Here is a 22,602-nt window from a genome sequence, read left to right as displayed (position 1 = left end):
AGGAGTAATACAATGGCAGTTGTTAAATGTAAACCGACATCTCCGGGTCGTCGCCACGTTGTTAAAGTGGTCAACCCAGAGCTGCACAAGGGCAAACCTTTTGCTCCGCTGGTTGAAAAAAACAGCAAATCCGGTGGTCGTAACAACAATGGCCGTATCACCACTCGTCACATCGGTGGTGGTCACAAGCAGGCTTATCGTATTGTTGACTTCAAACGCAACAAAGACGGTATCCCAGCAATTGTTGAACGTCTTGAGTACGATCCGAACCGCTCCGCGAACATCGCGCTGGTTCTGTACAAAGACGGTGAACGCCGTTACATCCTGGCCCCTAAAGGCCTGAAAGCTGGCGACCAGATTCAGTCTGGCGTTGATGCTGCAATCAAAGCAGGTAACACCCTGCCGATGCGCAATATCCCGGTTGGTTCTACCGTTCATAACGTAGAAATGAAACCAGGTAAAGGCGGTCAGCTGGCACGTTCCGCTGGTACTTACGTTCAGATCGTTGCTCGTGATGGTGCTTATGTCACCCTGCGTCTGCGTTCTGGTGAAATGCGTAAAGTCGAAGCAGACTGCCGTGCAACTCTGGGCGAAGTTGGCAATGCTGAGCATATGCTGCGCGTTCTGGGTAAAGCAGGTGCTGCACGCTGGCGTGGTGTTCGTCCTACCGTTCGCGGTACTGCGATGAACCCAGTCGATCACCCACATGGTGGTGGTGAAGGTCGTAACTTTGGTAAGCACCCGGTAACTCCGTGGGGCGTTCAGACCAAAGGTAAGAAGACCCGCAGCAACAAGCGTACTGATAAATTCATCGTACGTCGCCGTAGCAAATAATTTTAGAGGATAAGCCATGCCACGTTCTCTCAAGAAAGGTCCTTTTATTGACCTGCACTTGCTGAAGAAGGTAGAGAAAGCGGTGGAAAGCGGAGACAAGAAGCCCCTGCGCACTTGGTCCCGTCGTTCAACGATCTTTCCTAACATGATCGGTTTGACCATCGCTGTCCATAATGGTCGTCAGCACGTTCCGGTATTTGTTTCCGACGAAATGGTCGGCCACAAACTGGGTGAATTCGCACCGACTCGTACTTATCGCGGCCACGCTGCTGATAAAAAAGCGAAGAAGAAATAAGGTAGGAGGAAGAGATGGAAACTTTAGCTCAACATCGCCATGCTCGTTCTTCTGCTCAGAAGGTTCGCCTTGTTGCAGACCTGATTCGCGGTAAGAAAGTGTCGCAGGCTCTGGATATTCTGACCTACACCAATAAGAAAGCGGCTGTATTGGTTAAGAAAGTCCTGGAATCTGCCATTGCTAACGCTGAACACAACGATGGCGCTGACATTGACGATCTGAAAGTTACGAAAATTTTCGTAGACGAAGGCCCGAGCATGAAGCGCATTATGCCGCGTGCAAAAGGTCGTGCAGATCGCATCCTGAAGCGCACCAGCCACATTACTGTGGTTGTGTCCGATCGCTGAGACTCTGGAGACTAGCAATGGGTCAGAAAGTACATCCTAATGGTATTCGCCTGGGTATTGTAAAACCATGGAACTCAACCTGGTTTGCGAACACCAAAGAATTCGCTGACAACCTGGACAGCGATTTTAAAGTACGTCAGTACCTGACTAAGGAACTGGCTAAAGCGTCTGTATCTCGTATCGTTATCGAGCGTCCGGCTAAGAGCATCCGTGTGACCATTCACACCGCTCGCCCGGGTATCGTTATCGGTAAGAAAGGCGAAGACGTAGAAAAACTGCGCAAAGTCGTAGCTGATATTGCTGGCGTTCCTGCCCAGATCAATATCGCCGAAGTGCGTAAGCCTGAACTGGACGCAAAATTGGTTGCTGACAGCATCACTTCTCAGCTGGAACGTCGCGTTATGTTCCGTCGTGCTATGAAGCGTGCTGTACAGAACGCAATGCGTCTGGGCGCTAAAGGTATTAAAGTTGAAGTTAGCGGCCGTCTGGGCGGCGCGGAAATCGCACGTACCGAATGGTACCGCGAAGGTCGCGTACCGCTGCACACTCTGCGTGCTGACATCGACTACAACACCTCTGAAGCGCACACCACTTACGGTGTAATCGGCGTTAAAGTGTGGATCTTCAAAGGCGAGATCCTGGGTGGTATGGCTGCTGTTGAACAACCGGAAAAACCGGCTGCGCAACCTAAAAAGCAGCAGCGTAAAGGCCGTAAATAAGGAGCGTCGCTGATGTTACAACCAAAGCGTACAAAATTCCGTAAAATGCACAAAGGCCGTAACCGCGGTCTGGCTGCTGGCGCGGATGTTAGCTTCGGCAGCTTCGGTCTGAAAGCTGTTGGCCGTGGTCGTCTGACTGCCCGTCAGATCGAAGCAGCACGTCGTGCTATGACCCGTGCAGTTAAGCGTCAAGGTAAGATCTGGATCCGTGTATTCCCGGACAAACCGATCACTGAAAAGCCGCTGGCAGTGCGTATGGGTAAAGGTAAAGGTAACGTAGAGTATTGGGTTGCCTTGATTCAGCCGGGTAAAGTCCTGTATGAAATGGACGGCGTACCGGAAGAGCTGGCCCGTGAAGCATTCAAGCTGGCAGCAGCGAAACTGCCGATTAAAACCACCTTTGTAACTAAGACGGTGATGTAATGAAAGCAAAAGAGCTGCGTGAGAAGAGTGTTGAAGAGCTGAACACCGAGCTGCTGAATCTGCTGCGTGAGCAGTTCAACCTGCGTATGCAGGCTGCAAGTGGCCAGCTGCAACAGTCTCACCTGTTGAAGCAAGTGCGTCGTGATGTCGCACGCGTTAAGACTTTACTGACTGAGAAGGCGGGTGCGTAATGACCGATAAAATCCGTACTCTGCAAGGTCGCGTTGTTAGCGATAAAATGGAGAAATCCATCGTTGTTGCTATCGAACGTTTTGTGAAACACCCGATCTACGGTAAATTCATTAAGCGTACGACCAAACTGCACGTACATGACGAGAACAACGAATGCGGTACTGGTGACGTGGTTGAAATCCGCGAATGCCGTCCGCTGTCCAAGACTAAGTCCTGGACGCTGGTTCGCGTTGTAGAGAAAGCCGTTCTGTAATACAGTAGGCATTCTCAACGAATAAACGGCTCAGCGATGAGCCGTTTATTTTTTCTACCCATATCGTTTGAGCGGTGTTATAATGCCGCGCCCCCGATATGGGGCTTTTTTAACGACCTGATTTTCGGGTCTCAGTAGTAGTTGACATTAGCGGAGCACTAAAATGATCCAAGAACAGACTATGCTGAACGTCGCCGACAACTCCGGTGCACGTCGCGTAATGTGTATCAAGGTTCTGGGTGGCTCGCACCGTCGCTACGCAGGCGTCGGCGATATCATCAAGATCACCATCAAGGAAGCAATTCCGCGTGGTAAGGTCAAAAAAGGTGATGTGCTGAAGGCGGTAGTGGTGCGCACCAAGAAGGGTGTTCGTCGCCCGGACGGTTCTGTCATTCGCTTCGATGGTAATGCATGCGTTATTTTAAACAATAACAGCGAGCAACCTATCGGTACGCGTATTTTTGGGCCGGTAACTCGTGAACTTCGTAACGAGAAGTTCATGAAAATTATCTCTCTGGCACCAGAAGTACTCTAAGGAGCGAATCATGGCAGCGAAGATCCGTCGTGATGACGAAGTTATCGTGTTAACCGGTAAAGATAAAGGTAAACGCGGTAAAGTTAAGAATGTCTTGTCTTCCGGCAAGCTCATTGTTGAAGGTATCAACCTGGTTAAGAAACACCAGAAGCCGGTTCCGGCTCTGAACCAACCAGGCGGCATCGTTGAAAAAGAAGCTGCTATTCAGGTTTCTAACGTTGCAATCTTCAACGCGGCAACCGGCAAGGCTGACCGTGTAGGCTTTAGATTCGAAGACGGCAAAAAAGTCCGTTTCTTCAAATCTAACAGCGAAACTATCAAGTAATTTGGAGTAGTACGATGGCGAAACTGCATGATTACTACAAAGACGAAGTAGTCGCTAAACTCATGACTGAGTTTAACTACAATTCTGTCATGCAAGTCCCTCGGGTCGAGAAGATCACCCTGAACATGGGTGTTGGTGAAGCGATCGCTGACAAGAAACTGCTGGATAACGCAGCAGCTGACCTGACAGCAATCTCCGGTCAAAAACCGCTGATCACCAAAGCACGCAAATCAGTTGCAGGCTTCAAAATCCGTCAGGGCTATCCGATCGGCTGTAAAGTAACTCTGCGTGGCGAACGCATGTGGGAGTTCTTTGAGCGTCTGATCACTATTGCTGTTCCACGTATCCGTGACTTCCGTGGCCTGTCCGCTAAGTCATTCGATGGCCGTGGTAACTACAGCATGGGTGTCCGTGAGCAGATCATCTTCCCAGAAATCGACTACGATAAAGTCGACCGCGTGCGTGGTTTGGATATTACCATTACCACTACTGCGAAATCTGACGAAGAAGGCCGTGCTCTGCTGGCTGCCTTTGACTTCCCGTTCCGCAAGTAAGGTAGGGTTACTGAATGGCTAAGCAATCAATGAAAGCACGCGAAGTAAAGCGCGTAGCTTTAGCTGATAAGTACTTCGCAAAACGCGCTGAACTGAAAGCTATTATCTCTGATGTGAACGCGACCGACGAAGATCGTTGGAACGCAGTTCTGAAGCTGCAGTCTCTGCCGCGTGATTCCAGCCCGTCCCGTCAGCGTAACCGCTGCCGTCAAACAGGTCGTCCGCATGGCTATGTGGGCAAGTTCGGGTTGAGCCGTATCAAACTGCGTGAAGCCGCAATGCGCGGTGAAGTACCAGGCTTGAAAAAGGCTAGCTGGTAATTACCAATTGAATCACGGGAGTAAAGACAGATGAGCATGCAAGATCCGATCGCGGATATGCTGACCCGTATCCGTAACGGTCAGGCCGCGAATAAAGCTGCGGTCACCATGCCTTCCTCCAAGCTGAAAGTGGCAATTGCCAACGTGCTGAAGGAAGAAGGTTTTATTGAAGATTTTAAAGTTGAAGGCGACACCAAGCCGGAACTGGAACTTACTCTTAAGTATTTCCAGGGTAAAGCTGTTGTAGAAAGCATTCAGCGTGTCAGTCGCCCAGGTCTGCGCATTTATAAGCGTAAAGACGAGCTGCCGAAAGTTATGGCTGGCATGGGTATCGCAGTTGTTTCTACCTCTAAAGGTGTTATGACTGATCGTGCAGCGCGCCAGGCTGGTCTTGGTGGCGAAATTATCTGCTACGTAGCCTAATCGGAGGAAAAAATGTCTCGTGTTGCTAAAGCACCGGTCGTTATTCCTGCCGGCGTTGATGTAAAAATCGACGGTCAGGTTATTACGATCAAAGGTAAAAACGGCGAGCTGACTCGTACTCTCAACGATGCTGTTGCAGTAAATCATGCAGATAATGCACTGACCTTCGGTCCGCGTGATGGTTACGCAGATGGATGGGCTCAGGCTGGTACCGCGCGTGCCCTGCTGAATGCAATGGTTGTCGGTGTTACCGAAGGCTTCACTAAGAAGCTGCAGCTGGTTGGTGTAGGTTATCGTGCAGCGGTCAAAGGGAATGTAGTAAACCTGGCTTTAGGTTTCTCTCATCCAGTTGATCATCAGCTGCCGGCAGGTATCACTGCAGAATGTCCGACTCAGACTGAAATCGTGCTGAAAGGCGCTGATAAACAGCTGATCGGTCAGGTTGCGGCAGATCTGCGCGCCTACCGTCGTCCTGAGCCTTACAAAGGCAAGGGTGTTCGTTACGCCGACGAAGTCGTGCGTACCAAAGAGGCTAAGAAGAAGTAAGGTAACACTATGGATAAGAAATCTGCTCGTATCCGTCGTGCGACCCGCGCACGCCGCAAGCTCAAAGAGCTGGGCGCAACTCGCCTGGTGGTACATCGTACCCCGCGTCATATTTACGCACAGGTAATTGCACCGAACGGTTCTGAAGTTCTGGTAGCTGCTTCTACTGTAGAAAAAGCTATCGCTGAACAACTGAAGTACACCGGTAACAAAGACGCTGCAGCAGCTGTGGGTAAAGCTGTCGCCGAACGCGCTCTGGAAAAAGGCATCAAAGATGTGTCCTTTGACCGTTCCGGGTTCCAATATCATGGTCGTGTCCAGGCACTGGCAGATGCTGCCCGTGAAGCTGGCCTTCAGTTCTAAGGTAGAGGTGTAAGATGGCTCACATCGAAAAACAAGCTGGCGAACTGCAGGAAAAGCTGATCGCGGTAAACCGCGTATCTAAAACCGTTAAAGGTGGTCGTATTTTCTCCTTCACAGCTCTGACTGTAGTTGGCGATGGTAACGGTCGCGTTGGTTTTGGTTACGGTAAAGCGCGTGAAGTTCCAGCAGCGATCCAGAAAGCGATGGAAAAAGCCCGTCGCAATATGATTAACGTCGCGCTGAACCACGGCACCCTGCAGCACCCGGTTAAGGGTACTCACACGGGTTCTCGTGTATTCATGCAGCCGGCTTCCGAAGGTACCGGTATCATCGCCGGTGGTGCAATGCGCGCCGTTCTGGAAGTCGCTGGAGTTCGTAACGTTCTGGCTAAAGCGTATGGTTCCACCAACCCGATTAACGTGGTTCGTGCAACTATCGACGGTCTGGAAAATATGAAATCTCCGGAAATGGTCGCTGCCAAGCGTGGTAAATCCGTTGAAGAAATTCTGGGGAAATAAACCATGGCAAAGACTATTAAAATTACTCAAACCCGCAGTGCAATCGGTCGTCTGCCGAAACACAAGGCAACGCTGCTTGGCCTGGGTCTGCGTCGTATTGGTCACACCGTAGAACGCGAGGATACTCCTGCTGTTCGTGGTATGGTCAACGCGGTTTCCTTCATGGTTAAAGTTGAGGAGTAAGAGATGCGTTTAAATACTCTGTCTCCGGCCGAAGGCTCCAAAAAGGCGGGTAAACGCCTGGGTCGTGGTATCGGTTCTGGCCTCGGTAAAACCGGTGGTCGTGGTCACAAAGGTCAGAAGTCTCGTTCTGGCGGTGGCGTACGTCGCGGTTTCGAGGGTGGTCAGATGCCTCTGTACCGTCGTCTGCCGAAATTCGGCTTCACTTCACGTAAAGCAGCGATTACAGCCGAAGTTCGTCTGTCTGACCTGGCTAAAGTTGAAGGCGGTATTGTAGACCTGAACACGCTGAAAGCAGCTAACATTATCGGTATCCAGATCGAGTTCGCGAAAGTGATCCTGGCTGGTGAAGTCACTACTCCGGTAACTGTTCGTGGCCTGCGTGTTACTAAAGGCGCTCGTGCTGCTATCGAAGCTGCTGGCGGTAAAATCGAGGAATAAGTAGCAGATGGCTAAACAACCGGGATTAGATTTTCAAAGTGCCAAAGGTGGCTTAGGCGAGCTGAAACGCAGACTGCTGTTTGTAATCGGTGCGCTTATTGTGTTCCGTATTGGCTCTTTCATTCCGATCCCTGGTATTGATGCCGCTGTACTTGCCAAACTGCTTGAGCAACAGCGAGGCACCATCATTGAAATGTTTAACATGTTCTCTGGTGGTGCTCTCAGCCGTGCTTCTATCTTTGCTCTGGGGATCATGCCGTATATCTCGGCGTCGATCATTATCCAGCTGCTGACGGTGGTTCACCCAACGCTGGCAGAAATTAAGAAAGAAGGGGAGTCTGGTCGTCGTAAGATCAGCCAGTACACCCGCTACGGTACTCTGGTGCTGGCAATATTCCAGTCGATCGGTATTGCTACCGGTCTGCCGAATATGCCTGGTATGCAGGGCCTGGTAATGAATCCAGGCTTTGCATTCTATTTCACCGCTGTTGTAAGTCTGGTTACAGGAACGATGTTCCTGATGTGGTTGGGCGAACAGATTACTGAACGTGGTATCGGCAACGGTATCTCAATCATTATCTTCGCCGGTATCGTTGCGGGACTCCCGCCAGCCATTGCCCATACTATCGAGCAAGCGCGTCAAGGCGACCTGCACTTCCTCGTGTTGCTGTTGGTTGCAGTATTAGTATTTGCAGTGACGTTCTTTGTTGTATTTGTTGAGCGTGGTCAACGCCGTATTGTGGTAAACTACGCGAAACGTCAGCAAGGTCGTCGTGTCTATGCTGCACAGAGCACACATTTACCGCTGAAAGTGAATATGGCGGGGGTAATCCCGGCAATCTTCGCTTCCAGTATTATTCTGTTCCCGGCGACCATCGCGTCATGGTTCGGGGGCGGGACTGGTTGGAACTGGCTGACAACAATTTCGCTGTATTTGCAGCCTGGGCAACCGCTTTATGTGTTACTCTATGCGTCTGCAATCATATTCTTCTGTTTCTTCTACACGGCGTTGGTTTTCAACCCGCGTGAAACAGCAGATAACCTGAAGAAGTCCGGTGCATTTGTACCAGGAATTCGTCCGGGAGAGCAAACGGCGAAGTATATCGATAAAGTAATGACCCGCCTGACTTTGGTTGGTGCGCTCTACATTACCTTTATCTGCCTGATCCCGGAGTTCATGCGTGATGCAATGAAAGTACCGTTCTACTTTGGTGGGACCTCACTGCTTATCGTTGTTGTCGTGATTATGGACTTTATGGCTCAAGTGCAAACTCTGATGATGTCAAGTCAGTACGAGTCTGCATTGAAGAAGGCGAATCTGAAAGGCTACGGCCGTTAACAGTCGCCCGAGAAGTTACGGAGAGTAAAAATGAAAGTTCGTGCTTCCGTCAAGAAATTATGCCGTAACTGCAAAATCGTTAAGCGTGATGGTGTCATCCGTGTGATTTGCAGTGCCGAGCCGAAGCATAAACAGCGCCAAGGCTGATTTATTCGCATATTTTTCTTGCAAAGTTGGGTTGAGCTGGCTAGATTAGCCAGCCAATCTTTTGTATGTCTGTGCGTTTCCATTTGAGTATCCTGAAAACGGGCTTTTCAGCATGGTGCGTACATATTAAATAGTAGGAGTGCATAGTGGCCCGTATAGCAGGCATTAACATTCCTGATCAGAAACATGCTGTGATCGCATTAACTTCGATCTACGGCGTCGGCAAGACCCGTTCTAAAGCCATTCTGGCTGCAGCGGGTATCGCTGAAGATGTTAAGATCAGTGAGCTGTCTGAAGAACAAATCGACACGCTGCGTGACGAAGTTGCCAAATTTGTCGTTGAAGGTGATCTGCGCCGTGAAGTTAGCATGAGCATCAAGCGCCTTATGGACCTTGGTTGCTATCGCGGTTTGCGTCATCGTCGTGGTCTCCCGGTTCGCGGTCAGCGTACCAAGACCAACGCACGTACCCGTAAGGGTCCGCGCAAACCGATCAAGAAATAATCGGGGTGATTGAATAATGGCAAAGGCACCAATTCGTGCACGTAAACGTGTAAGAAAACAAGTCTCTGACGGCGTGGCTCATATCCATGCTTCTTTTAACAACACCATCGTTACCATTACTGATCGTCAGGGTAACGCACTGGGTTGGGCAACAGCCGGTGGTTCCGGTTTCCGTGGTTCTCGCAAATCCACTCCGTTTGCAGCTCAGGTTGCAGCAGAGCGTTGCGCTGAAGCCGTAAAAGAATACGGTATCAAGAATCTGGAAGTTATGGTCAAAGGACCGGGTCCAGGTCGCGAATCTACTGTTCGTGCTCTGAACGCCGCTGGTTTCCGCATCACTAATATTACTGATGTGACTCCGATCCCTCATAACGGTTGTCGTCCGCCGAAAAAACGTCGCGTATAACGCTGTCGTTTCTAGGATTGTTGGAGAAAGAAAATGGCAAGATATTTGGGTCCTAAGCTCAAGCTGAGCCGTCGTGAGGGCACTGACTTATTCCTTAAGTCTGGCGTTCGCGCGATCGATACCAAGTGTAAAATTGAACAAGCTCCTGGCCAGCACGGTGCGCGTAAACCGCGTCTGTCTGACTATGGTGTGCAGTTGCGTGAAAAGCAAAAAGTTCGCCGTATCTATGGTGTGCTGGAGCGTCAGTTCCGTAACTACTACAAAGAAGCAGCACGTCTGAAAGGCAACACCGGTGAAAACCTGTTGGGTCTGCTGGAAGGTCGTCTGGACAACGTTGTATACCGTATGGGCTTCGGTGCCACTCGTGCAGAAGCACGTCAGCTGGTCAGCCATAAAGCAATTATGGTAAACGGTCGTGTTGTTAACATCGCTTCTTATCAGGTTAGTCCGAATGACGTTGTTAGCATTCGTGAGAAAGCGAAGAAGCAGTCTCGCGTGAAAGCCGCTCTGGAGCTGGCTGAGCAGCGTGAAAAGCCAACCTGGCTGGAAGTTGATGCTGGCAAGATGGAAGGTACGTTCAAGCGTAAGCCGGAGCGTTCTGATCTGTCTGCGGACATTAACGAACACCTGATCGTCGAGCTTTACTCCAAGTAAAGCTTAGTACCAAAGAGAGGACACAATGCAGGGTTCTGTGACAGAGTTTCTAAAACCGCGCCTGGTAGATATCGAGCAAGTGAGTTCGACGCACGCCAAGGTGACCCTTGAGCCTTTAGAGCGTGGCTTTGGCCATACTTTGGGTAACGCACTGCGCCGTATTCTGCTCTCATCGATGCCGGGTTGCGCGGTGACCGAGGTTGAGATTGATGGTGTACTACATGAGTACAGCACCAAAGAAGGCGTTCAGGAAGATATCCTGGAAATCCTGCTCAACCTGAAAGGGCTGGCGGTGAGAGTTCAGGGTAAAGATGACGTTATTCTTACCTTGAATAAATCTGGCATTGGCCCTGTGACTGCAGCCGACATTACCCATGATGGTGATGTCGAAATCGTCAAGCCACAGCACGTGATCTGCCACCTGACCGATGAGAACGCATCTATTAGTATGCGCATCAAAGTTCAGCGCGGTCGTGGTTATGTGCCGGCTTCTACCCGAATTCATTCGGAAGAAGATGAGCGCCCAATCGGCCGTCTGCTGGTCGACGCATGCTACAGCCCTGTAGAGCGTATTGCCTACAATGTTGAAGCAGCGCGTGTAGAACAGCGTACCGACCTGGACAAGCTGGTCATCGAAATGGAAACCAACGGCACAATCGATCCTGAAGAGGCGATTCGTCGTGCGGCAACCATTCTGGCTGAACAACTGGAAGCTTTTGTTGACTTACGTGATGTACGTCAGCCGGAAGTTAAAGAAGAGAAACCAGAATTCGATCCGATCCTGCTGCGCCCTGTTGACGATCTGGAATTGACTGTCCGCTCTGCTAACTGCCTCAAAGCAGAAGCTATCCACTATATCGGTGATCTGGTACAGCGTACTGAGGTTGAGCTTCTTAAGACGCCTAACCTTGGTAAAAAATCTCTTACTGAGATTAAAGACGTGCTGGCTTCCCGTGGACTGTCTCTGGGCATGCGCCTGGAAAACTGGCCACCGGCAAGCATCGCTGACGAGTAACCGGATCACAGGTTAAGGTTTTACTGAGAAGGATAAGGTCATGCGCCATCGTAAGAGTGGTCGTCAACTGAACCGCAACAGCAGCCATCGCCAGGCTATGTTCCGCAATATGGCAGGTTCACTGGTTCGTCATGAAATCATCAAGACGACTCTGCCGAAAGCGAAAGAGCTGCGTCGCGTAGTTGAGCCGCTGATTACTCTTGCCAAGACTGATAGCGTAGCTAATCGTCGTCTGGCATTCGCCCGTACTCGTGATAACGAGATCGTGGCAAAACTGTTTAACGAACTGGGCCCGCGTTTCGCGAGCCGCGCCGGTGGTTACACTCGCATTCTGAAGTGTGGTTTCCGTGCAGGCGACAACGCGCCGATGGCATACATCGAGCTGGTTGATCGTTCAGAGAAAACAGAAGCTGCTGCAGAGTAATCTGTAGTAACGTAAAAAAACCCGCCTCGGCGGGTTTTTTTATATCCGCCCTATCCCCACTTATCTACAATATCTGTACTCTTTTTGTTCATCCCCTGGAGCGTTATATGTGGTTACTGGACCAGTGGGCAGAGCGCCATATTATTGCTGCACAGTCTAAAGGCGAGTTTGATGATTTACCTGGTACAGGCGAACCGCTTACGCTTGATGATGATTCCCATATTCCGCCAGAACTTCGGGCCGGATACCGTTTATTAAAAAATGCAGGTTGTCTTCCACCTGAGCTTGAGCAGCGCAGAGAGGCGATCCAGCTGCTTGAAATACTCGCGGGGATCCGCAAAGATGATCCCAGTTATCAGGAAGTCAGTCGTCGGTTGTCGCTACTGGAGCTAAAACTTCGACAAGCTGGACTTAGCACCGAGTTTTTACACGGCGAATACGCAGATAAGCTGCTACAGAAGATCAACGACAAATAGCGGAGAGAGCATGTACCGAATTGGTGAATTAGCGAAGCTGGCTGACGTGACGCCGGATACTATCCGTTACTATGAAAAGCAGCAGATGATGGAACATGAAGTACGTACCGAAGGCGGGTTTCGCCTCTACACTGAAAGCGATCTTCAGCGTCTGAAGTTTATTCGTTATGCCCGGCAGCTTGGTTTTACACTGGAGTCGATTCGCGAACTGCTTTCGATCCGCATAGATCCAGAGCACCATACCTGCCAGGAATCAAAAGGGATCGTTCAGGAAAGATTACAAGAGGTCGAAGCGCGCATAGCGGAGCTTCAGGCGATGCAACGATCGTTACAACGATTAAATGACGCGTGCTGTGGTAAAGCACATAGCAGTGTGTACTGTTCTATTCTTGAAGCACTTGAACAAGGCGCCAGCGGGACAATATCAGACCGTTGATTTTTTGCACGGTCAGGTCTACACTCCCGGCGTAAATTACCCCACAAACTGGAGAGAGTATGAGCCGTTATCAGCATACCAAAGGACAGATAAAGGACAACGCCATTGAGGCGCTTCTGCATGATCCACTGTTCAGGCAGCGCATTGAGAAAAATAAAAAAGGGAAGGGAAGTTATCTACGTAAAGGTAAACATGGCAATCGGGGAAACTGGGAGGCCAGTGGCAAGAAAGTGAAGCACTTTTTTACCACTGGCCTTTTTGTTTCAATGAACGCTTAAGAGCGGTTGTTCTGTTCTTTCAGCAGGTCACGAATTTCACTTAGTAATACTTCTTCTTTAGATGGTGCAGGGGGCGCCGCTGGCTCCTCAGCTTTTTTACGATTCAATTTATTGATCAGTTTGATTGCCATAAAGATAGCAAACGCAACAATAATGAAATCGAAGACATTCTGAATGAATACGCCGTAATGCATGACTACCGCCGGGATGTCTCCCTGCGCATCACGTAACGTTAAAGCAAACTGTTTAAAATCAATCCCACCAATTAACAACCCCAGTGGCGGCATGATGATATCGGCAACCAGTGATGAAACGATCTTACCAAATGCCGCACCAATAATGACACCCACTGCCAAATCGACAACATTCCCGCGCATCGCGAATTCGCGAAACTCTTTAATAATGCTCATTTTATTCTCCCTATGCAGCTGACGTTTATAAGTTTAACAAATGTTTAGGCAATTTCCATTTATGTATTGCGGAAAGGAAAAATTATTAGGCCCTGATAAATAAAGGGAAATAAAAAGGGCGCCATATTAGCGCCCAAATTATTACAGGAAGAAGGGGCTTGGCTGGAATAAGCGCTCGACGTCGGTAATAAACTTTTTATCTGTCAGGAACATAATAACGTGATCGCCCTGTTCAATACGCAGGTTGTCATTGGCAATCATCACATCATTACCCCGTACAACGGCGCCAATAATGGTTCCGGGCGGAAGTTTAATTTCATCAATTGAGCGACCTACCACCCGTGAGGTTGTCTCATCACCGTGTGCGACGGCTTCAATGGCTTCCGCTACGCCGCGGCGTAGTGATGAAACACCAACAATATCAGCTTTACGCACATGGCTCAGGAGTGCGGAGATGGTCGCCTGCTGCGGTGAAATCGCAATATCGATCACGCTGCCCTGTACCAGATCGACGTACGCTCTGCGTTGGATCAGCACCATCACTTTCTTGGCGCCCATTCGTTTAGCCAGCATCGCCGACATGATGTTAGCTTCATCGTCGTTGGTCACCGCAATGAACAGATCAACCTGATCGATATGTTCTTCCGCCAGGAGCTCTTGATCCGAAGCATCGCCAAAAAAGACGATCGTATTTTGCAATTTCTCTGCAAGCTCCGATGCGCGCTGCTGATTACGCTCGATCAGTTTGACGCTGTAATCTTTTTCCAGACGCCGCGCGAGCCCCGCACCGATATTACCGCCACCGACTAACATAATGCGTTTGTACGGCTTTTCCAGACGCTGTAGCTCGCTCATGACGGCGCGAATGTGCTGTGATGCCGCGATAAAGAAAACCTCATCACCCGCTTCAACGATGGTAGAACCCTGCGGGCGAATTGGCCTGTCATGACGGAATATTGCCGCAACGCGGGTATCGATATGCGGCATGTGATCGCGCATTGTCGACAACGCATTACCGATTAGCGGTCCGCCGTAATAAGCTTTCACGACCGCCAGACTGACTTTGCCCTCGGCAAAATTCACGACTTGCAATGCGCCCGGATATTCAATCAGGCGGTAAATGCTATCGATAACCAGTTGCTCAGGCGCAATCAGATGATCGATAGGGACAGCATCGGATTGGAATAGCTTGTCCGCATCGCGAACATAATCCGGTGAACGAATACGGGCGATACGGTTAGGCGTATTAAACAGGGAATAAGCTACCTGGCAGGCAACCATATTTGTTTCATCTGAGCTGGTTACGGCAACCAGCATATCGGCATCGTCGGCACCAGCCTCACGCAATACACGGGGATGTGAACCATGTCCTTGCACGACGCGGAGATCGAACTTGTCCTGCAAGCTGCGCAGGCGCTCACCATTGGTATCGACTACCGTGATATCGTTGTTCTCTCCGACCAGGTTTTCAGCCAGCGTACCGCCAACTTGCCCTGCGCCAAGAATGATAATTTTCATCAGTCGCGACCCGTTATCTCATCACTTTTTGATTAGCTTAGCGTAAAAGAAGCCGTCGCCATCTTCTGCACCCGGTAAATTCTGACGTCCCGGCTGCTCTGGCGTACCGGTTTCGCTTAACACCGCATCCGGTGTGCGTGCAAGGAACGCGGCGATCTGCTGTTGGTTTTCTTCTGGCAGAATAGAACAGGTTGCATAGACTAGCGTGCCGCCAGGCTTAAGGTGTGTCCAGGTGGCATTGAGGATCTCCGCCTGCAACTGAGCGAGTTCGGCAATATCCCGATCGCGACGCAGCCATTTGATATCCGGATGGCGACGGATTACACCAGTGGCAGAACATGGGGCGTCCAGCAAAATACGGTCAAATTGTTGCTCACCGCACCACTGCTGTGGATAGCGACCATCACCCTGCTTCACGGTCGCTTTCATGCCCAGGCGTTTCAGGTTGTCATACACGCGAGACAGGCGTTTATCGTCGACATCGACTGCCATCACGTTCGCATCTGGCGCGACCTCCAGAATATGGGTGGTCTTGCCACCGGGAGCGCAACATAAATCAAGGATCTGCTCTCCGTTTTGTGGCTGCAGATAGCTGACGCAACCCTGGGCGGAGGCATCCTGAACGGTGACCCAACCTTGCTCAAAACCAGGCAGAGCGAGTACGGGGGCAGGTGTCTCCAGACGGACTGCATCCGGGTAATTCGGATGAGGGAAACCGGTCAATCCTGCTTCGGCGAGTAGTTCCAGCCAGGCGTCGCGCGTATGGTGGTTGCGATTGACACGGAGCCACATTGGCGGACGTTGGTTATTAGCCTCAAGTATGGCTTCCCACTGCTGTGGATAAGCGGCTTTAATACGTTTTACCAGCCAGGAGGGGTGTAAGAAACGCAGATCGCTTTGTGCGAACTCGGTCTGCAGTTCTTCCTGACGGCGCTGGAACTGGCGTAATACGCCATTGATCAGCCCTTTCAGTTGCGGACGCTTGATCACCACCGCGCCTTCTACGGTTTCTGCCAGCACAGCATGGGGGGGAATACGGGTATGCAGCAGTTGGTAGAAGCCCACCATGATCAGGTAGTGAACGGTACGCTGTTTGCCCGTCATTGGACGTTCCATCAGTTGCTGGATCATCCATTCCAGTTGCGAGAGTGTGCGCAATACGCCGAAGCAAAGCTCTTGCAACAGCGCTTTATCTTTATCGGCAACTTTTTGCTGCATGGCGGGCAGCACGTTGCTTAATGATTGCCCCTTTTCGACAACCTGCTCGACGGTCTGGGCCGCCATACTGCGTAAATTAAGATGTTTTTTCATAAGTGCGAAAATAAAAATGCCCGGTAACACCGGGCTTAAAGAGATGAACCGTCAGGCCAGACGGTTTCCGGGCACAAACCACTCCCGGCGCGAATTAAGCAGATCCTGCGCACTCATGGCTTTTTTGCCTGCAGGCTGCAAAGAGACGAGATTCAGGATGCCGTCGCCTGTTGCAACCTGGATACCCTGACGGGTCGCTTCCAAAATTGTGCCTGGTTCAGCGTTAGCGGGCGTATCGATCACCGTCGCCTGCCAAATTTTTACTGGTTGCTCGTCGATGACGATATAGCTCATTGGCCACGGGTTAAAGGCGCGGATGCAGCGCTCCAACTGAGCGGCCGAAAGTGACCAGTCGATACGGGCCTCTTCTTTACTGAGTTTCTCTGCATGCGTAACCAGTGATTCATCTTGTACCACGGGTTTTATCGTGCCAGCAGCCAGCTGTTTTAGCGTTTCAATCAGCCCCTGAGGCCCCAGGTCTGCCAGCTTGTCGTATAACGAACCGCTGGTATCCTCTGCCGTAATCGGGCAGGAGAGCTTAAGCAGCATATCACCGGTGTCGAGACCAACATCCATTTGCATGATGGTAACACCCGTTTCGCTATCGCCAGCCCACAGTGAACGTTGAATCGGTGCTGCGCCACGCCAGCGTGGAAGCAGGGAACCGTGAACGTTGATACAACCCAGGCGCGGCATTTCCAGCACGGCTTTTGGCAGAATCAGTCCATATGCCACTACCACCATCACGTCTGCGTGTAAATCAGCAACCAACTGTTGGTTTTCCTGAGGGCGAAGAGAGACGGGCTGGAAAACCGGTATCCCTTTTTCTTCTGCTAACACTTTTACCGGGCTGGGCATCAGCTTTTTACCGCGTCCCGCAGGGCGGTCCGGTTGGGTAAACACGCCAACGACGTTATGTCCAGAAGACAACAGCGCGTCAAGGTGACGCGCTGCAAAGTCAGGTGTACCCGCAAAAATAATACGTAGTGAGTCTGACACGTTGATTCTTGTCCTTAAGCTCGGGCGTTCAGGCGGTCGAGTTTTTCAACTTTCTGACGAATACGTTGTTGCTTCAACGGAGACAGATAATCGATAAACAGTTTACCGACCAGGTGATCCATTTCATGTTGAATGCAGATAGCGAGCAGGCCATCGGCTTCCAGTTCAAAAGATTTACCGTCGCGATTGAGCGCACGAATTTTTACTTTCTCAGCACGTGGTACTAACGCACGCTGTTCGGGGATAGACAGGCAACCTTCTTCAATGCCGGTTTCGCCATCTTTCTCCAGCAGCTCCGGGTTGATTAAAACCAACTGCTCGTCGCGATTTTCAGAGACATCAATAACAATGATGCGCTGATGGATGTCGACCTGTGTTGCCGCCAGACCGATACCCTCTTCTGCGTACATCGTTTCGAACATATCATCAACGATACGCTGAATTTCTGCATTCACTTCTTCAACCGGTTTTGCGACTTTGCGAAGACGCTCGTCCGGAATATGTAACACTTGCAAAACTGACATAGTTATCCAGAGTTGTGTTCAGGAGTTGAAAAGATTATTACCTCTATTCTAGACAAAACCCCCTCTGATTGACAGCATCAGTGACCAATCGCAAAGATTGCCAGGACTGCTTGTGGCAGGGGAGCAGGGATGACCCAAATTGAAATTTGGCTATGTTTAGCGCAAGTGAATGAACTGTATGGTGATGAGATGGTGCGCCTTGCCCACTGGCTCAATGCCCAACCCTGTATTAACAACACGATACTCCAGCACGCAGGATTATCTTCCCGCCAGGCCATGCGCTTTTTAACCTTTTCAGAACAGTTACTGGAAAAAACGCTGCGTTGGTTGGAGCAGCCGAACCACCATTTAGTGGTTGCCGACAGTGAGCATTATCCGTCCCAGCTGCGCGCGATTGAAGATTATCCTGGGGTACTTTTCGTTGCCGGTACTCCCACATGCCTGCATTCATTTCAGGTTGCCGTCGTCGGTAGTCGCCAACATTCATGGTATGGCGAACGTTGGGGGCGATTATTTTGCGAAAAGCTTGCCGCGTTTGGGGTGACGATAACCAGTGGGCTGGCCCGAGGGATTGATGGCGTGGCGCATAATGCGGCGATAAACCGACAAGGCACGAGTATTGCGGTGCTGGGAAATGGGCTTGAGACCATTCATCCACGACAGCATGTCCGTCTCGCCGAACGTCTGATCGATTCCGGAGGCGCATTGGTGTCTGAGTTCCCATTAGATACGCTCCCACTGCCGCGCAATTTTCCCCGACGAAATCGCATTATCAGTGGTCTAAGTAAAGGTATCCTGGTCGTTGAGGCCGCGCAGCGCAGCGGTTCATTGGTCACAGCACGCTGTGCGCTGGAACAAGGGCGGGAGGTTTTTGCTTTGCCTGGACCGATTGGGAGTCCGGGAAGTGAAGGTCCACATTGGCTTATTCAGCAGGGAGCCACGCTTGTGACCGCACCAGAGCAAATTCTGGAAAATTTGCAATATGGGCTGCAATGGTTGCCAGATGAACCTGAAAAATCAATTTATTCGCCAGATCACGAAGAGGTGGCATTGCCATTTCCTGAGCTCCTGGCTAACGTAGGAGATGAGGTAACACCTGTTGACGTCGTCGCTGAACGTGCCGGCCAACCTGTGCCAGAGGTAGTGGCTCAACTACTCGAACTGGAGTTAGCAGGATGGATCGCAGCTGTACCCGGCGGCTATGTCCGATTGAGGAGGGCATGCCATGTTCGACGTACTAATGTATTTGTTTGAGACATATATCCATAACGAAGCTGAGCTGCGTGTGGATCAGGACAAACTGGAACGGGATCTTACCGACGCTGGTTTTGATCGTGAAGACATCTACAACGCGTTACTGTGGCTGGAAAAGCTTGCTGATTATCAGGATGGCCTTGCCGAACCTATGCAGCTGGCGTCTGACCCTCTTTCTCTGCGTATTTATACTGCAGAAGAATGTGAACGACTGGATGCGAGCTGTCGCGGATTCTTGCTATTCCTGGAGCAGATTCAGGTGCTAAACCTCGAAACGCGAGAAATGGTAATTGAGCGCGTACTCGCGCTGGATACGGCAGAGTTTGATCTGGAAGACCTGAAGTGGGTAATCCTGATGGTGCTATTCAACATTCCGGGTTGTGAAAATGCCTATCAGCAAATGGAAGAATTACTCTTTGAAGTGAATGAAGGTATGCTGCATTAATCAATCTTCATTCAGTATGAGTTGTTATGGCTAAATCAGCACTGTTTACGGTGCGTAAAAACGAGCCCTGCCCACAATGCGGGGCCGAACTGGTTATTCGCTCCGGGAAACACGGTCCGTTTCTCGGTTGTTCACACTATCCAGATTGCGATTATGTCCGTCCGCTGAAATCATCGGCGGACGGACATATTGTCAAAGTTCTGGAGGGTAAGTTTTGCCCGGCATGTGGCGCTGAGTTGGTGCTGCGACAAGGGCGATTCGGTATGTTTATCGGATGCAGTGACTATCCTGCATGCGATCACACCGAGCTTATCGACAAGCCTGATGAAACAGCAATCGTCTGTCCTCAATGCCAGACCGGTCACCTGGTCCAGCGGCGTTCCCGTTATGGCAAAACTTTTTACTCCTGCGATCGCTATCCGGAGTGCCAGTTTGTCATTAACTTCAAACCGTTAGCCGGAGAGTGTCCAGAGTGCCATTATCCGCTACTCATCGAAAAGAAAACCGCGCAGGGTGTGAAGCATTTCTGTGCCAGTAAACAATGTGGAAAGCCGATTTCGGCGGAATAAAAAAGTGAATAATAACCTGCCCACAGGCCCTATCGCTGCTGCAATAGAGGTACTGAACCAAGAGAAAGTCATCGCCTATCCAACAGAAGCTGTATTTGGTGTCGGCTGCGATCCCGACAGCGAAACGGCAGTTAGCCGTTTGTTGGAACTTAAACAACGCCCGGTCGAGAAAGGCCTAATTTTGATTGCGGCTAACTTTGAGCAACTTAAGCCCTATATTGACGATAGCTCGCTTACTGATGCTCAACGTGAGGCTATCTTCGCTCGCTGGCCTGGTCCTGTCACCTTCGTTTTCCCAGCGCTTGCGTCTACACCTCGTTGGTTGACCGGTCGTTTTGATTCGCTGGCCGTGCGTGTCACAGATCATCCGCTGGTGGTTGCACTGTGCCAGGCTTATGGCAAACCTATCGTTTCCACCAGTGCTAATTTGAGTGGCTTACCGCCTTGCCGAACGGTAGAGGAAGTCCGCGCACAGTTCGGTACAGACTTTCCCGTTGTTGAAGGAGAGACCGGAGGGCGTTTGAATCCTTCGGAGATCCGTGATGCACTGACGGGTGAACAGTTTCGACAGGGGTAATATGAAAGAAGCCTATGCTGTTTTTGGTAATCCGATAGCGCACAGTAAATCGCCTTTTATTCATCAGCAATTTGCAGAGCAGCTGAAGATTGATTACTCCTATGGACGTGTACTGGCGCCGATCAATGACTTTGTGAATTCGCTGAACGCCTTTTTTGCTGAGGGGGGGAAGGGGGCAAATGTCACCGTTCCTTTTAAAGAAGAGGCGTTTGCGCATGCCGATGAATTAACAGACCGGGCATCGCTAGCTGGTGCAGTCAACACCCTTAAACGGCTGGAGGATGGTCGTTTGCTGGGAGATAACACGGATGGTATCGGTTTATTAAGCGATCTTGAGCGTTTATCTTTCATTCGTCCCGGCTCGCGAATTCTGCTGATTGGTGCGGGCGGTGCATCCCGTGGGGTATTGCTACCTCTTCTTTCTATGGATTGTGCGGTGACCATTGTTAATCGTACGGCCTCCCGCGCTGAAGAACTGGCACAGCTCTTCTCTCATACCGGTAGCGTGCAGGCGGTGGGAATGGACGAACTTGATAATCACAGCTTTGATCTGATTATTAACGCGACGTCCAGCGGTATTAACGGTGAGGTCCCGTCTATTCCGGCATCTCTTATCCATCCCTCCGTCTACTGCTACGACATGTTTTATCAGAAAGGGAATACGCCGTTCCTTTCCTGGTGTGAAAAGCATGGGGCGAAACAGTATGCCGATGGTCTGGGGATGCTGGTGGGACAAGCTGCACATGCCGTTTTACTCTGGCATGGCGTTTTACCCCAGATTGAGCCGGTCATTAAAAGCATGCAACAGGAATTGTCGGCATGAATCAGGCGATCCAGTTTCCCGATCGAGAAGAATGGCGGACGGATGTGAATGCCATTGTTTTCCCTGCAATGGTTCATGGCATGCAGTTAACATGTGCCATATCGGGAAAGATGTTGGCGTCCCGCTTTGGCGGCGAGACGCCTGAACAGTGGCTGGAAATCTTTCGAGTACATCGCTGGGACCTGGAGGAAGAGGTCGAAGCATTGATCCAGGACCAGCAGGAAGATGCTCAGGGTTGGGTGTGGCTACTCTGACTTAAATACTCATCTTTCCACTTAACATAGTTGTTAGCTGAGTATTGCAAGCCTGCTTTCTCTTCATCGCTTAATGGACGAATCTGCTTAACCGGGCTTCCCAGGTACAGATATCCACTCTCCAGGCGTTTGTTTTGCGGAACCAGGCTTCCCGCCCCAATCATAACGTCGTCTTCAACAACGACACCGTCCAACAGAATCGATCCCATACCGACTAATACGCGGTTACCAATGGTACAACCGTGCAGCATGACTTTATGACCAACTGTGACATCTTCACCTACGATCAGCGGATTACCCTGCGGATTGGATGTAGATTTATGTGTGACATGTAGAACGCTGCCGTCCTGAATGTTTGTACGCGCACCGATTTGCACGTAGTTCACGTCGCCACGGATCGCGACCAGTGGCCAAATTCCGACATCATCAGCTAAACGGGCATCACCGATGACCACGCTACTGGTGTCGATCATCACGCGTTTTCCGATCTGTGGGAAAAGATCCTTATAAGGGCGCAGTACATCAGACATGTTTACCTCAGCGAAAATAGAGCGGTAATGAAGACTTTGGTTGGATTATCGAGACTGTGCAAGTGATTTATCTATCAAAAATCAGCCAAATTGCGCAGGAATATAGCGAAAGGGGTGAAAAACAAGCATTCAGCAAAAAAGATCCAAAAAATACTTGTGCTAAAAAATGGGATCCCTATAATGCGCCTCCATCGACACGGCGGATGTGAATCACTTCACACAAACAGCCCGGTCGGTTGAAGAGAAAAACCTGAAAATGAGGGTTGACTCTGAAAGAGGAAAGCGTAATATACGCCACCTCGCGACAGAGCGCTAAAGCGCGTCGCAACTGCTCTTTAACAATTTATCAGACAATCTGTGTGGGCACTCGAAGATACGGATTCTTAACGTCGCAAGACGAAAAATGAATACCAAGTCTCTGAGTGAACACGTAATTCATTAC

General features: G+C 50.4%; 39 protein-coding genes. 33 read left to right on the top strand and 6 right to left on the bottom strand.

All coding sequences use genetic code 11. The features are described 5' to 3' along the window. The first annotated feature begins 12 nt into the window (after nucleotides 1-12). The 27 genes from rplB (at nucleotide 13) to FHD02_RS21580 (ending at nucleotide 12,946) form a co-directional block, all read left to right on the top strand. Nucleotides 13-834: a 50S ribosomal protein L2 gene (gene rplB / locus FHD02_RS21710; RefSeq protein WP_042312092.1), complete on the top strand. Its 822-nt coding sequence runs from the start codon at nucleotides 13-15 to the stop codon at nucleotides 832-834. A 16-nt stretch (nucleotides 835-850) separates the two neighbouring features. Beyond that, nucleotides 851-1,129: a 30S ribosomal protein S19 gene (rpsS, locus tag FHD02_RS21705; protein WP_001138115.1), complete on the top strand. Its 279-nt coding sequence runs from the start codon at nucleotides 851-853 to the stop codon at nucleotides 1,127-1,129. Nucleotides 1,130-1,143: 14 nt separating this feature from the next. After that, nucleotides 1,144-1,476, top strand: coding sequence for a 50S ribosomal protein L22 (gene rplV / locus FHD02_RS21700; RefSeq protein ID WP_000448832.1), 333 nt, complete (start codon nucleotides 1,144-1,146; stop codon nucleotides 1,474-1,476). Between the two features lie 17 nt (nucleotides 1,477-1,493). Next, a complete protein-coding gene (rpsC, locus tag FHD02_RS21695; protein ID WP_000529945.1) occupies nucleotides 1,494-2,195 on the top strand; it encodes a 30S ribosomal protein S3 in 702 nt (233 codons plus the stop codon). 12 nt (nucleotides 2,196-2,207) lie between these two features. Continuing rightward, nucleotides 2,208-2,618 (top strand): 50S ribosomal protein L16, encoded by a 411-nt coding sequence (gene rplP / locus FHD02_RS21690; protein WP_000941208.1) that lies wholly within the window; start codon nucleotides 2,208-2,210, stop codon nucleotides 2,616-2,618. Next, nucleotides 2,618-2,809, top strand: coding sequence for a 50S ribosomal protein L29 (gene rpmC / locus FHD02_RS21685; RefSeq protein WP_000644742.1), 192 nt, complete (start codon nucleotides 2,618-2,620; stop codon nucleotides 2,807-2,809). Before rplP ends, rpmC begins: the two co-directional genes overlap by 1 nt. Beyond that, the gene (rpsQ, locus tag FHD02_RS21680) at nucleotides 2,809-3,063 is read left to right on the top strand and encodes a 30S ribosomal protein S17 (protein WP_003031120.1); all 255 of its coding nucleotides are present in this window, start codon (nucleotides 2,809-2,811) and stop codon (nucleotides 3,061-3,063) included. Before rpmC ends, rpsQ begins: the two co-directional genes overlap by 1 nt. A 163-nt stretch (nucleotides 3,064-3,226) precedes the next feature. Then, a complete protein-coding gene (gene rplN, locus FHD02_RS21675; protein WP_000613954.1) occupies nucleotides 3,227-3,598 on the top strand; it encodes a 50S ribosomal protein L14 in 372 nt (123 codons plus the stop codon). A 10-nt stretch (nucleotides 3,599-3,608) separates the two neighbouring features. Further along, a complete protein-coding gene (gene rplX, locus FHD02_RS21670; protein ID WP_004106345.1) occupies nucleotides 3,609-3,923 on the top strand; it encodes a 50S ribosomal protein L24 in 315 nt (104 codons plus the stop codon). A 14-nt stretch (nucleotides 3,924-3,937) separates the two neighbouring features. Beyond that, the gene (gene rplE / locus FHD02_RS21665; protein WP_003031123.1) at nucleotides 3,938-4,477 is read left to right on the top strand and encodes a 50S ribosomal protein L5; all 540 of its coding nucleotides are present in this window, start codon (nucleotides 3,938-3,940) and stop codon (nucleotides 4,475-4,477) included. A gap of 14 nt (nucleotides 4,478-4,491) precedes the next feature. Further along, nucleotides 4,492-4,797 (top strand): 30S ribosomal protein S14, encoded by a 306-nt coding sequence (gene rpsN / locus FHD02_RS21660; RefSeq protein WP_003031125.1) that lies wholly within the window; start codon nucleotides 4,492-4,494, stop codon nucleotides 4,795-4,797. Nucleotides 4,798-4,827: 30 nt separating this feature from the next. After that, the gene (gene rpsH, locus FHD02_RS21655; protein WP_003031127.1) at nucleotides 4,828-5,220 is read left to right on the top strand and encodes a 30S ribosomal protein S8; all 393 of its coding nucleotides are present in this window, start codon (nucleotides 4,828-4,830) and stop codon (nucleotides 5,218-5,220) included. 12 nt (nucleotides 5,221-5,232) lie between these two features. Then, a complete protein-coding gene (gene rplF / locus FHD02_RS21650) occupies nucleotides 5,233-5,766 on the top strand; it encodes a 50S ribosomal protein L6 (protein WP_137361344.1) in 534 nt (177 codons plus the stop codon). A gap of 9 nt (nucleotides 5,767-5,775) precedes the next feature. Then, the gene (rplR, locus tag FHD02_RS21645) at nucleotides 5,776-6,129 is read left to right on the top strand and encodes a 50S ribosomal protein L18 (RefSeq protein WP_000358956.1); all 354 of its coding nucleotides are present in this window, start codon (nucleotides 5,776-5,778) and stop codon (nucleotides 6,127-6,129) included. Nucleotides 6,130-6,143: 14 nt separating this feature from the next. Further along, nucleotides 6,144-6,647, top strand: coding sequence for a 30S ribosomal protein S5 (gene rpsE, locus FHD02_RS21640; protein WP_003031131.1), 504 nt, complete (start codon nucleotides 6,144-6,146; stop codon nucleotides 6,645-6,647). Between the two features lie 3 nt (nucleotides 6,648-6,650). Next, nucleotides 6,651-6,830, top strand: a complete 180-nt coding sequence (gene rpmD, locus FHD02_RS21635) for a 50S ribosomal protein L30 (RefSeq protein WP_001140434.1) — start codon at nucleotides 6,651-6,653, stop codon at nucleotides 6,828-6,830. A gap of 3 nt (nucleotides 6,831-6,833) precedes the next feature. Next, nucleotides 6,834-7,268 (top strand): 50S ribosomal protein L15, encoded by a 435-nt coding sequence (gene rplO, locus FHD02_RS21630; protein WP_042002878.1) that lies wholly within the window; start codon nucleotides 6,834-6,836, stop codon nucleotides 7,266-7,268. 7 nt (nucleotides 7,269-7,275) lie between these two features. Beyond that, entirely contained in the window at nucleotides 7,276-8,607 is a 1,332-nt protein-coding gene (gene secY, locus FHD02_RS21625) for a preprotein translocase subunit SecY (protein WP_001118864.1), read from the top strand. 30 nt (nucleotides 8,608-8,637) lie between these two features. Beyond that, the gene (gene rpmJ, locus FHD02_RS21620; protein ID WP_000868187.1) at nucleotides 8,638-8,754 is read left to right on the top strand and encodes a 50S ribosomal protein L36; all 117 of its coding nucleotides are present in this window, start codon (nucleotides 8,638-8,640) and stop codon (nucleotides 8,752-8,754) included. 146 nt (nucleotides 8,755-8,900) lie between these two features. Continuing rightward, nucleotides 8,901-9,257 (top strand): 30S ribosomal protein S13, encoded by a 357-nt coding sequence (rpsM, locus tag FHD02_RS21615; protein WP_003031135.1) that lies wholly within the window; start codon nucleotides 8,901-8,903, stop codon nucleotides 9,255-9,257. 16 nt (nucleotides 9,258-9,273) lie between these two features. Beyond that, a complete protein-coding gene (rpsK, locus tag FHD02_RS21610; protein WP_003031137.1) occupies nucleotides 9,274-9,663 on the top strand; it encodes a 30S ribosomal protein S11 in 390 nt (129 codons plus the stop codon). A 33-nt stretch (nucleotides 9,664-9,696) separates the two neighbouring features. Next, entirely contained in the window at nucleotides 9,697-10,317 is a 621-nt protein-coding gene (rpsD, locus tag FHD02_RS21605) for a 30S ribosomal protein S4 (protein WP_003031138.1), read from the top strand. Between the two features lie 25 nt (nucleotides 10,318-10,342). Then, nucleotides 10,343-11,332, top strand: coding sequence for a DNA-directed RNA polymerase subunit alpha (locus tag FHD02_RS21600; protein ID WP_003031139.1), 990 nt, complete (start codon nucleotides 10,343-10,345; stop codon nucleotides 11,330-11,332). A gap of 40 nt (nucleotides 11,333-11,372) precedes the next feature. Continuing rightward, nucleotides 11,373-11,756 (top strand): 50S ribosomal protein L17, encoded by a 384-nt coding sequence (gene rplQ, locus FHD02_RS21595; RefSeq protein WP_001216370.1) that lies wholly within the window; start codon nucleotides 11,373-11,375, stop codon nucleotides 11,754-11,756. Between the two features lie 107 nt (nucleotides 11,757-11,863). Continuing rightward, the gene (locus FHD02_RS21590; protein ID WP_038634662.1) at nucleotides 11,864-12,232 is read left to right on the top strand and encodes a DUF1992 domain-containing protein; all 369 of its coding nucleotides are present in this window, start codon (nucleotides 11,864-11,866) and stop codon (nucleotides 12,230-12,232) included. Nucleotides 12,233-12,242: 10 nt separating this feature from the next. Continuing rightward, nucleotides 12,243-12,668: a Zn(2+)-responsive transcriptional regulator gene (gene zntR, locus FHD02_RS21585; protein ID WP_042312097.1), complete on the top strand. Its 426-nt coding sequence runs from the start codon at nucleotides 12,243-12,245 to the stop codon at nucleotides 12,666-12,668. A 59-nt stretch (nucleotides 12,669-12,727) separates the two neighbouring features. Beyond that, on the top strand, nucleotides 12,728-12,946 hold the full coding sequence (locus tag FHD02_RS21580; RefSeq protein ID WP_042312099.1) for an alternative ribosome-rescue factor A: 219 nt from the start codon (nucleotides 12,728-12,730) through the stop codon (nucleotides 12,944-12,946). Here the strand turns inward: FHD02_RS21580 and mscL are convergent. From mscL to def, 5 genes are all read right to left on the bottom strand, one after another. Continuing rightward, entirely contained in the window at nucleotides 12,943-13,356 is a 414-nt protein-coding gene (gene mscL / locus FHD02_RS21575) for a large-conductance mechanosensitive channel protein MscL (protein ID WP_003031152.1), read from the bottom strand. The two genes, FHD02_RS21580 and mscL, sit on opposite strands and share 4 nt — an antisense overlap. Before the next feature lie 141 nt (nucleotides 13,357-13,497). Further along, nucleotides 13,498-14,874 (bottom strand): Trk system potassium transporter TrkA, encoded by a 1,377-nt coding sequence (gene trkA / locus FHD02_RS21570; protein WP_006687350.1) that lies wholly within the window; start codon nucleotides 14,872-14,874, stop codon nucleotides 13,498-13,500. A gap of 21 nt (nucleotides 14,875-14,895) precedes the next feature. Then, entirely contained in the window at nucleotides 14,896-16,185 is a 1,290-nt protein-coding gene (gene rsmB, locus FHD02_RS21565; protein WP_137361343.1) for a 16S rRNA (cytosine(967)-C(5))-methyltransferase RsmB, read from the bottom strand. A gap of 51 nt (nucleotides 16,186-16,236) precedes the next feature. Beyond that, nucleotides 16,237-17,184, bottom strand: a complete 948-nt coding sequence (gene fmt / locus FHD02_RS21560) for a methionyl-tRNA formyltransferase (protein ID WP_042312102.1) — start codon at nucleotides 17,182-17,184, stop codon at nucleotides 16,237-16,239. A gap of 14 nt (nucleotides 17,185-17,198) precedes the next feature. Then, entirely contained in the window at nucleotides 17,199-17,708 is a 510-nt protein-coding gene (def, locus tag FHD02_RS21555) for a peptide deformylase (RefSeq protein ID WP_038634641.1), read from the bottom strand. 129 nt (nucleotides 17,709-17,837) lie between these two features. On the opposite strand from def, the gene dprA reads away from it, so the two are divergent. The 6 genes from dprA to FHD02_RS21525 are packed head-to-tail and all read left to right on the top strand — an operon-like array spanning nucleotide 17,838 to nucleotide 21,630. Then, nucleotides 17,838-18,962, top strand: coding sequence for a DNA-protecting protein DprA (gene dprA / locus FHD02_RS21550; protein ID WP_220394306.1), 1,125 nt, complete (start codon nucleotides 17,838-17,840; stop codon nucleotides 18,960-18,962). Beyond that, nucleotides 18,934-19,407: a DUF494 family protein Smg gene (gene smg, locus FHD02_RS21545; protein WP_038634635.1), complete on the top strand. Its 474-nt coding sequence runs from the start codon at nucleotides 18,934-18,936 to the stop codon at nucleotides 19,405-19,407. The genes dprA and smg overlap by 29 nt, the downstream gene beginning before the upstream one ends. 26 nt (nucleotides 19,408-19,433) lie before the next feature. Beyond that, nucleotides 19,434-19,976, top strand: a complete 543-nt coding sequence (locus FHD02_RS21540) for a type I DNA topoisomerase (protein WP_042312108.1) — start codon at nucleotides 19,434-19,436, stop codon at nucleotides 19,974-19,976. A gap of 4 nt (nucleotides 19,977-19,980) precedes the next feature. Next, nucleotides 19,981-20,553: an L-threonylcarbamoyladenylate synthase type 1 TsaC gene (tsaC, locus tag FHD02_RS21535; protein ID WP_042312111.1), complete on the top strand. Its 573-nt coding sequence runs from the start codon at nucleotides 19,981-19,983 to the stop codon at nucleotides 20,551-20,553. Nucleotide 20,554: 1 nt separating this feature from the next. Then, the gene (gene aroE / locus FHD02_RS21530; protein WP_137361341.1) at nucleotides 20,555-21,376 is read left to right on the top strand and encodes a shikimate dehydrogenase; all 822 of its coding nucleotides are present in this window, start codon (nucleotides 20,555-20,557) and stop codon (nucleotides 21,374-21,376) included. Further along, complete coding sequence (locus tag FHD02_RS21525) at nucleotides 21,373-21,630, top strand: DUF1488 domain-containing protein (protein WP_220394305.1); 258 nt, start codon at nucleotides 21,373-21,375, stop codon at nucleotides 21,628-21,630. The genes aroE and FHD02_RS21525 overlap by 4 nt, the downstream gene beginning before the upstream one ends. On the opposite strand, the gene FHD02_RS21520 is transcribed toward FHD02_RS21525, so the two are convergent. After that, nucleotides 21,606-22,160 (bottom strand): gamma carbonic anhydrase family protein, encoded by a 555-nt coding sequence (locus FHD02_RS21520; protein ID WP_042312116.1) that lies wholly within the window; start codon nucleotides 22,158-22,160, stop codon nucleotides 21,606-21,608. The genes FHD02_RS21525 and FHD02_RS21520 overlap by 25 nt on opposite strands. Between the last annotated feature and the right edge of the window lie 442 nt (nucleotides 22,161-22,602).

This window comes from Citrobacter sp. EC_71 (assembly GCF_019584005.1).
Taxonomy (GTDB): Bacteria; Pseudomonadota; Gammaproteobacteria; order Enterobacterales; family Enterobacteriaceae; genus Citrobacter; species Citrobacter werkmanii.
Note: the sequence above shows the minus strand (reverse complement) of the source record. Positions and strands in the feature narration are given on the sequence as shown.

What these genes read in the sequence shown, in the direction of transcription:
- aroE (WP_137361341.1), top strand. Translation starts at nt 20,555, where the DNA reads ATGAAAGAAGCCTATGCTGTTTTTGGTAATCCGATAGCGCACAGTAAA.
- rplR (WP_000358956.1), top strand. Translation starts at nt 5,776, where the DNA reads ATGGATAAGAAATCTGCTCGTATCCGTCGTGCGACCCGCGCACGCCGC.
- mscL (WP_003031152.1), bottom strand. Translation starts at nt 13,356, where the DNA reads ATGAGCATTATTAAAGAGTTTCGCGAATTCGCGATGCGCGGGAATGTT.
- rpsQ (WP_003031120.1), top strand. Translation starts at nt 2,809, where the DNA reads ATGACCGATAAAATCCGTACTCTGCAAGGTCGCGTTGTTAGCGATAAA.
- rpmC (WP_000644742.1), top strand. Translation starts at nt 2,618, where the DNA reads ATGAAAGCAAAAGAGCTGCGTGAGAAGAGTGTTGAAGAGCTGAACACC.
- FHD02_RS21580 (WP_042312099.1), top strand. Translation starts at nt 12,728, where the DNA reads ATGAGCCGTTATCAGCATACCAAAGGACAGATAAAGGACAACGCCATT.
- rplQ (WP_001216370.1), top strand. Translation starts at nt 11,373, where the DNA reads ATGCGCCATCGTAAGAGTGGTCGTCAACTGAACCGCAACAGCAGCCAT.
- dprA (WP_220394306.1), top strand. Translation starts at nt 17,838, where the DNA reads ATGACCCAAATTGAAATTTGGCTATGTTTAGCGCAAGTGAATGAACTG.
- FHD02_RS21590 (WP_038634662.1), top strand. Translation starts at nt 11,864, where the DNA reads ATGTGGTTACTGGACCAGTGGGCAGAGCGCCATATTATTGCTGCACAG.
- rpsC (WP_000529945.1), top strand. Translation starts at nt 1,494, where the DNA reads ATGGGTCAGAAAGTACATCCTAATGGTATTCGCCTGGGTATTGTAAAA.
- rplO (WP_042002878.1), top strand. Translation starts at nt 6,834, where the DNA reads ATGCGTTTAAATACTCTGTCTCCGGCCGAAGGCTCCAAAAAGGCGGGT.
- FHD02_RS21520 (WP_042312116.1), bottom strand. Translation starts at nt 22,160, where the DNA reads ATGTCTGATGTACTGCGCCCTTATAAGGATCTTTTCCCACAGATCGGA.
- rplN (WP_000613954.1), top strand. Translation starts at nt 3,227, where the DNA reads ATGATCCAAGAACAGACTATGCTGAACGTCGCCGACAACTCCGGTGCA.
- rplP (WP_000941208.1), top strand. Translation starts at nt 2,208, where the DNA reads ATGTTACAACCAAAGCGTACAAAATTCCGTAAAATGCACAAAGGCCGT.
- rpmD (WP_001140434.1), top strand. Translation starts at nt 6,651, where the DNA reads ATGGCAAAGACTATTAAAATTACTCAAACCCGCAGTGCAATCGGTCGT.
- rpsK (WP_003031137.1), top strand. Translation starts at nt 9,274, where the DNA reads ATGGCAAAGGCACCAATTCGTGCACGTAAACGTGTAAGAAAACAAGTC.
- FHD02_RS21525 (WP_220394305.1), top strand. Translation starts at nt 21,373, where the DNA reads ATGAATCAGGCGATCCAGTTTCCCGATCGAGAAGAATGGCGGACGGAT.
- rplF (WP_137361344.1), top strand. Translation starts at nt 5,233, where the DNA reads ATGTCTCGTGTTGCTAAAGCACCGGTCGTTATTCCTGCCGGCGTTGAT.
- rplX (WP_004106345.1), top strand. Translation starts at nt 3,609, where the DNA reads ATGGCAGCGAAGATCCGTCGTGATGACGAAGTTATCGTGTTAACCGGT.
- rplE (WP_003031123.1), top strand. Translation starts at nt 3,938, where the DNA reads ATGGCGAAACTGCATGATTACTACAAAGACGAAGTAGTCGCTAAACTC.
- rpsE (WP_003031131.1), top strand. Translation starts at nt 6,144, where the DNA reads ATGGCTCACATCGAAAAACAAGCTGGCGAACTGCAGGAAAAGCTGATC.
- zntR (WP_042312097.1), top strand. Translation starts at nt 12,243, where the DNA reads ATGTACCGAATTGGTGAATTAGCGAAGCTGGCTGACGTGACGCCGGAT.
- rplV (WP_000448832.1), top strand. Translation starts at nt 1,144, where the DNA reads ATGGAAACTTTAGCTCAACATCGCCATGCTCGTTCTTCTGCTCAGAAG.
- def (WP_038634641.1), bottom strand. Translation starts at nt 17,708, where the DNA reads ATGTCAGTTTTGCAAGTGTTACATATTCCGGACGAGCGTCTTCGCAAA.
- rpsH (WP_003031127.1), top strand. Translation starts at nt 4,828, where the DNA reads ATGAGCATGCAAGATCCGATCGCGGATATGCTGACCCGTATCCGTAAC.
- rpsN (WP_003031125.1), top strand. Translation starts at nt 4,492, where the DNA reads ATGGCTAAGCAATCAATGAAAGCACGCGAAGTAAAGCGCGTAGCTTTA.
- smg (WP_038634635.1), top strand. Translation starts at nt 18,934, where the DNA reads ATGTTCGACGTACTAATGTATTTGTTTGAGACATATATCCATAACGAA.
- rpmJ (WP_000868187.1), top strand. Translation starts at nt 8,638, where the DNA reads ATGAAAGTTCGTGCTTCCGTCAAGAAATTATGCCGTAACTGCAAAATC.
- FHD02_RS21600 (WP_003031139.1), top strand. Translation starts at nt 10,343, where the DNA reads ATGCAGGGTTCTGTGACAGAGTTTCTAAAACCGCGCCTGGTAGATATC.
- rpsS (WP_001138115.1), top strand. Translation starts at nt 851, where the DNA reads ATGCCACGTTCTCTCAAGAAAGGTCCTTTTATTGACCTGCACTTGCTG.
- rplB (WP_042312092.1), top strand. Translation starts at nt 13, where the DNA reads ATGGCAGTTGTTAAATGTAAACCGACATCTCCGGGTCGTCGCCACGTT.
- rsmB (WP_137361343.1), bottom strand. Translation starts at nt 16,185, where the DNA reads ATGAAAAAACATCTTAATTTACGCAGTATGGCGGCCCAGACCGTCGAG.
- rpsD (WP_003031138.1), top strand. Translation starts at nt 9,697, where the DNA reads ATGGCAAGATATTTGGGTCCTAAGCTCAAGCTGAGCCGTCGTGAGGGC.
- trkA (WP_006687350.1), bottom strand. Translation starts at nt 14,874, where the DNA reads ATGAAAATTATCATTCTTGGCGCAGGGCAAGTTGGCGGTACGCTGGCT.
- secY (WP_001118864.1), top strand. Translation starts at nt 7,276, where the DNA reads ATGGCTAAACAACCGGGATTAGATTTTCAAAGTGCCAAAGGTGGCTTA.
- FHD02_RS21540 (WP_042312108.1), top strand. Translation starts at nt 19,434, where the DNA reads ATGGCTAAATCAGCACTGTTTACGGTGCGTAAAAACGAGCCCTGCCCA.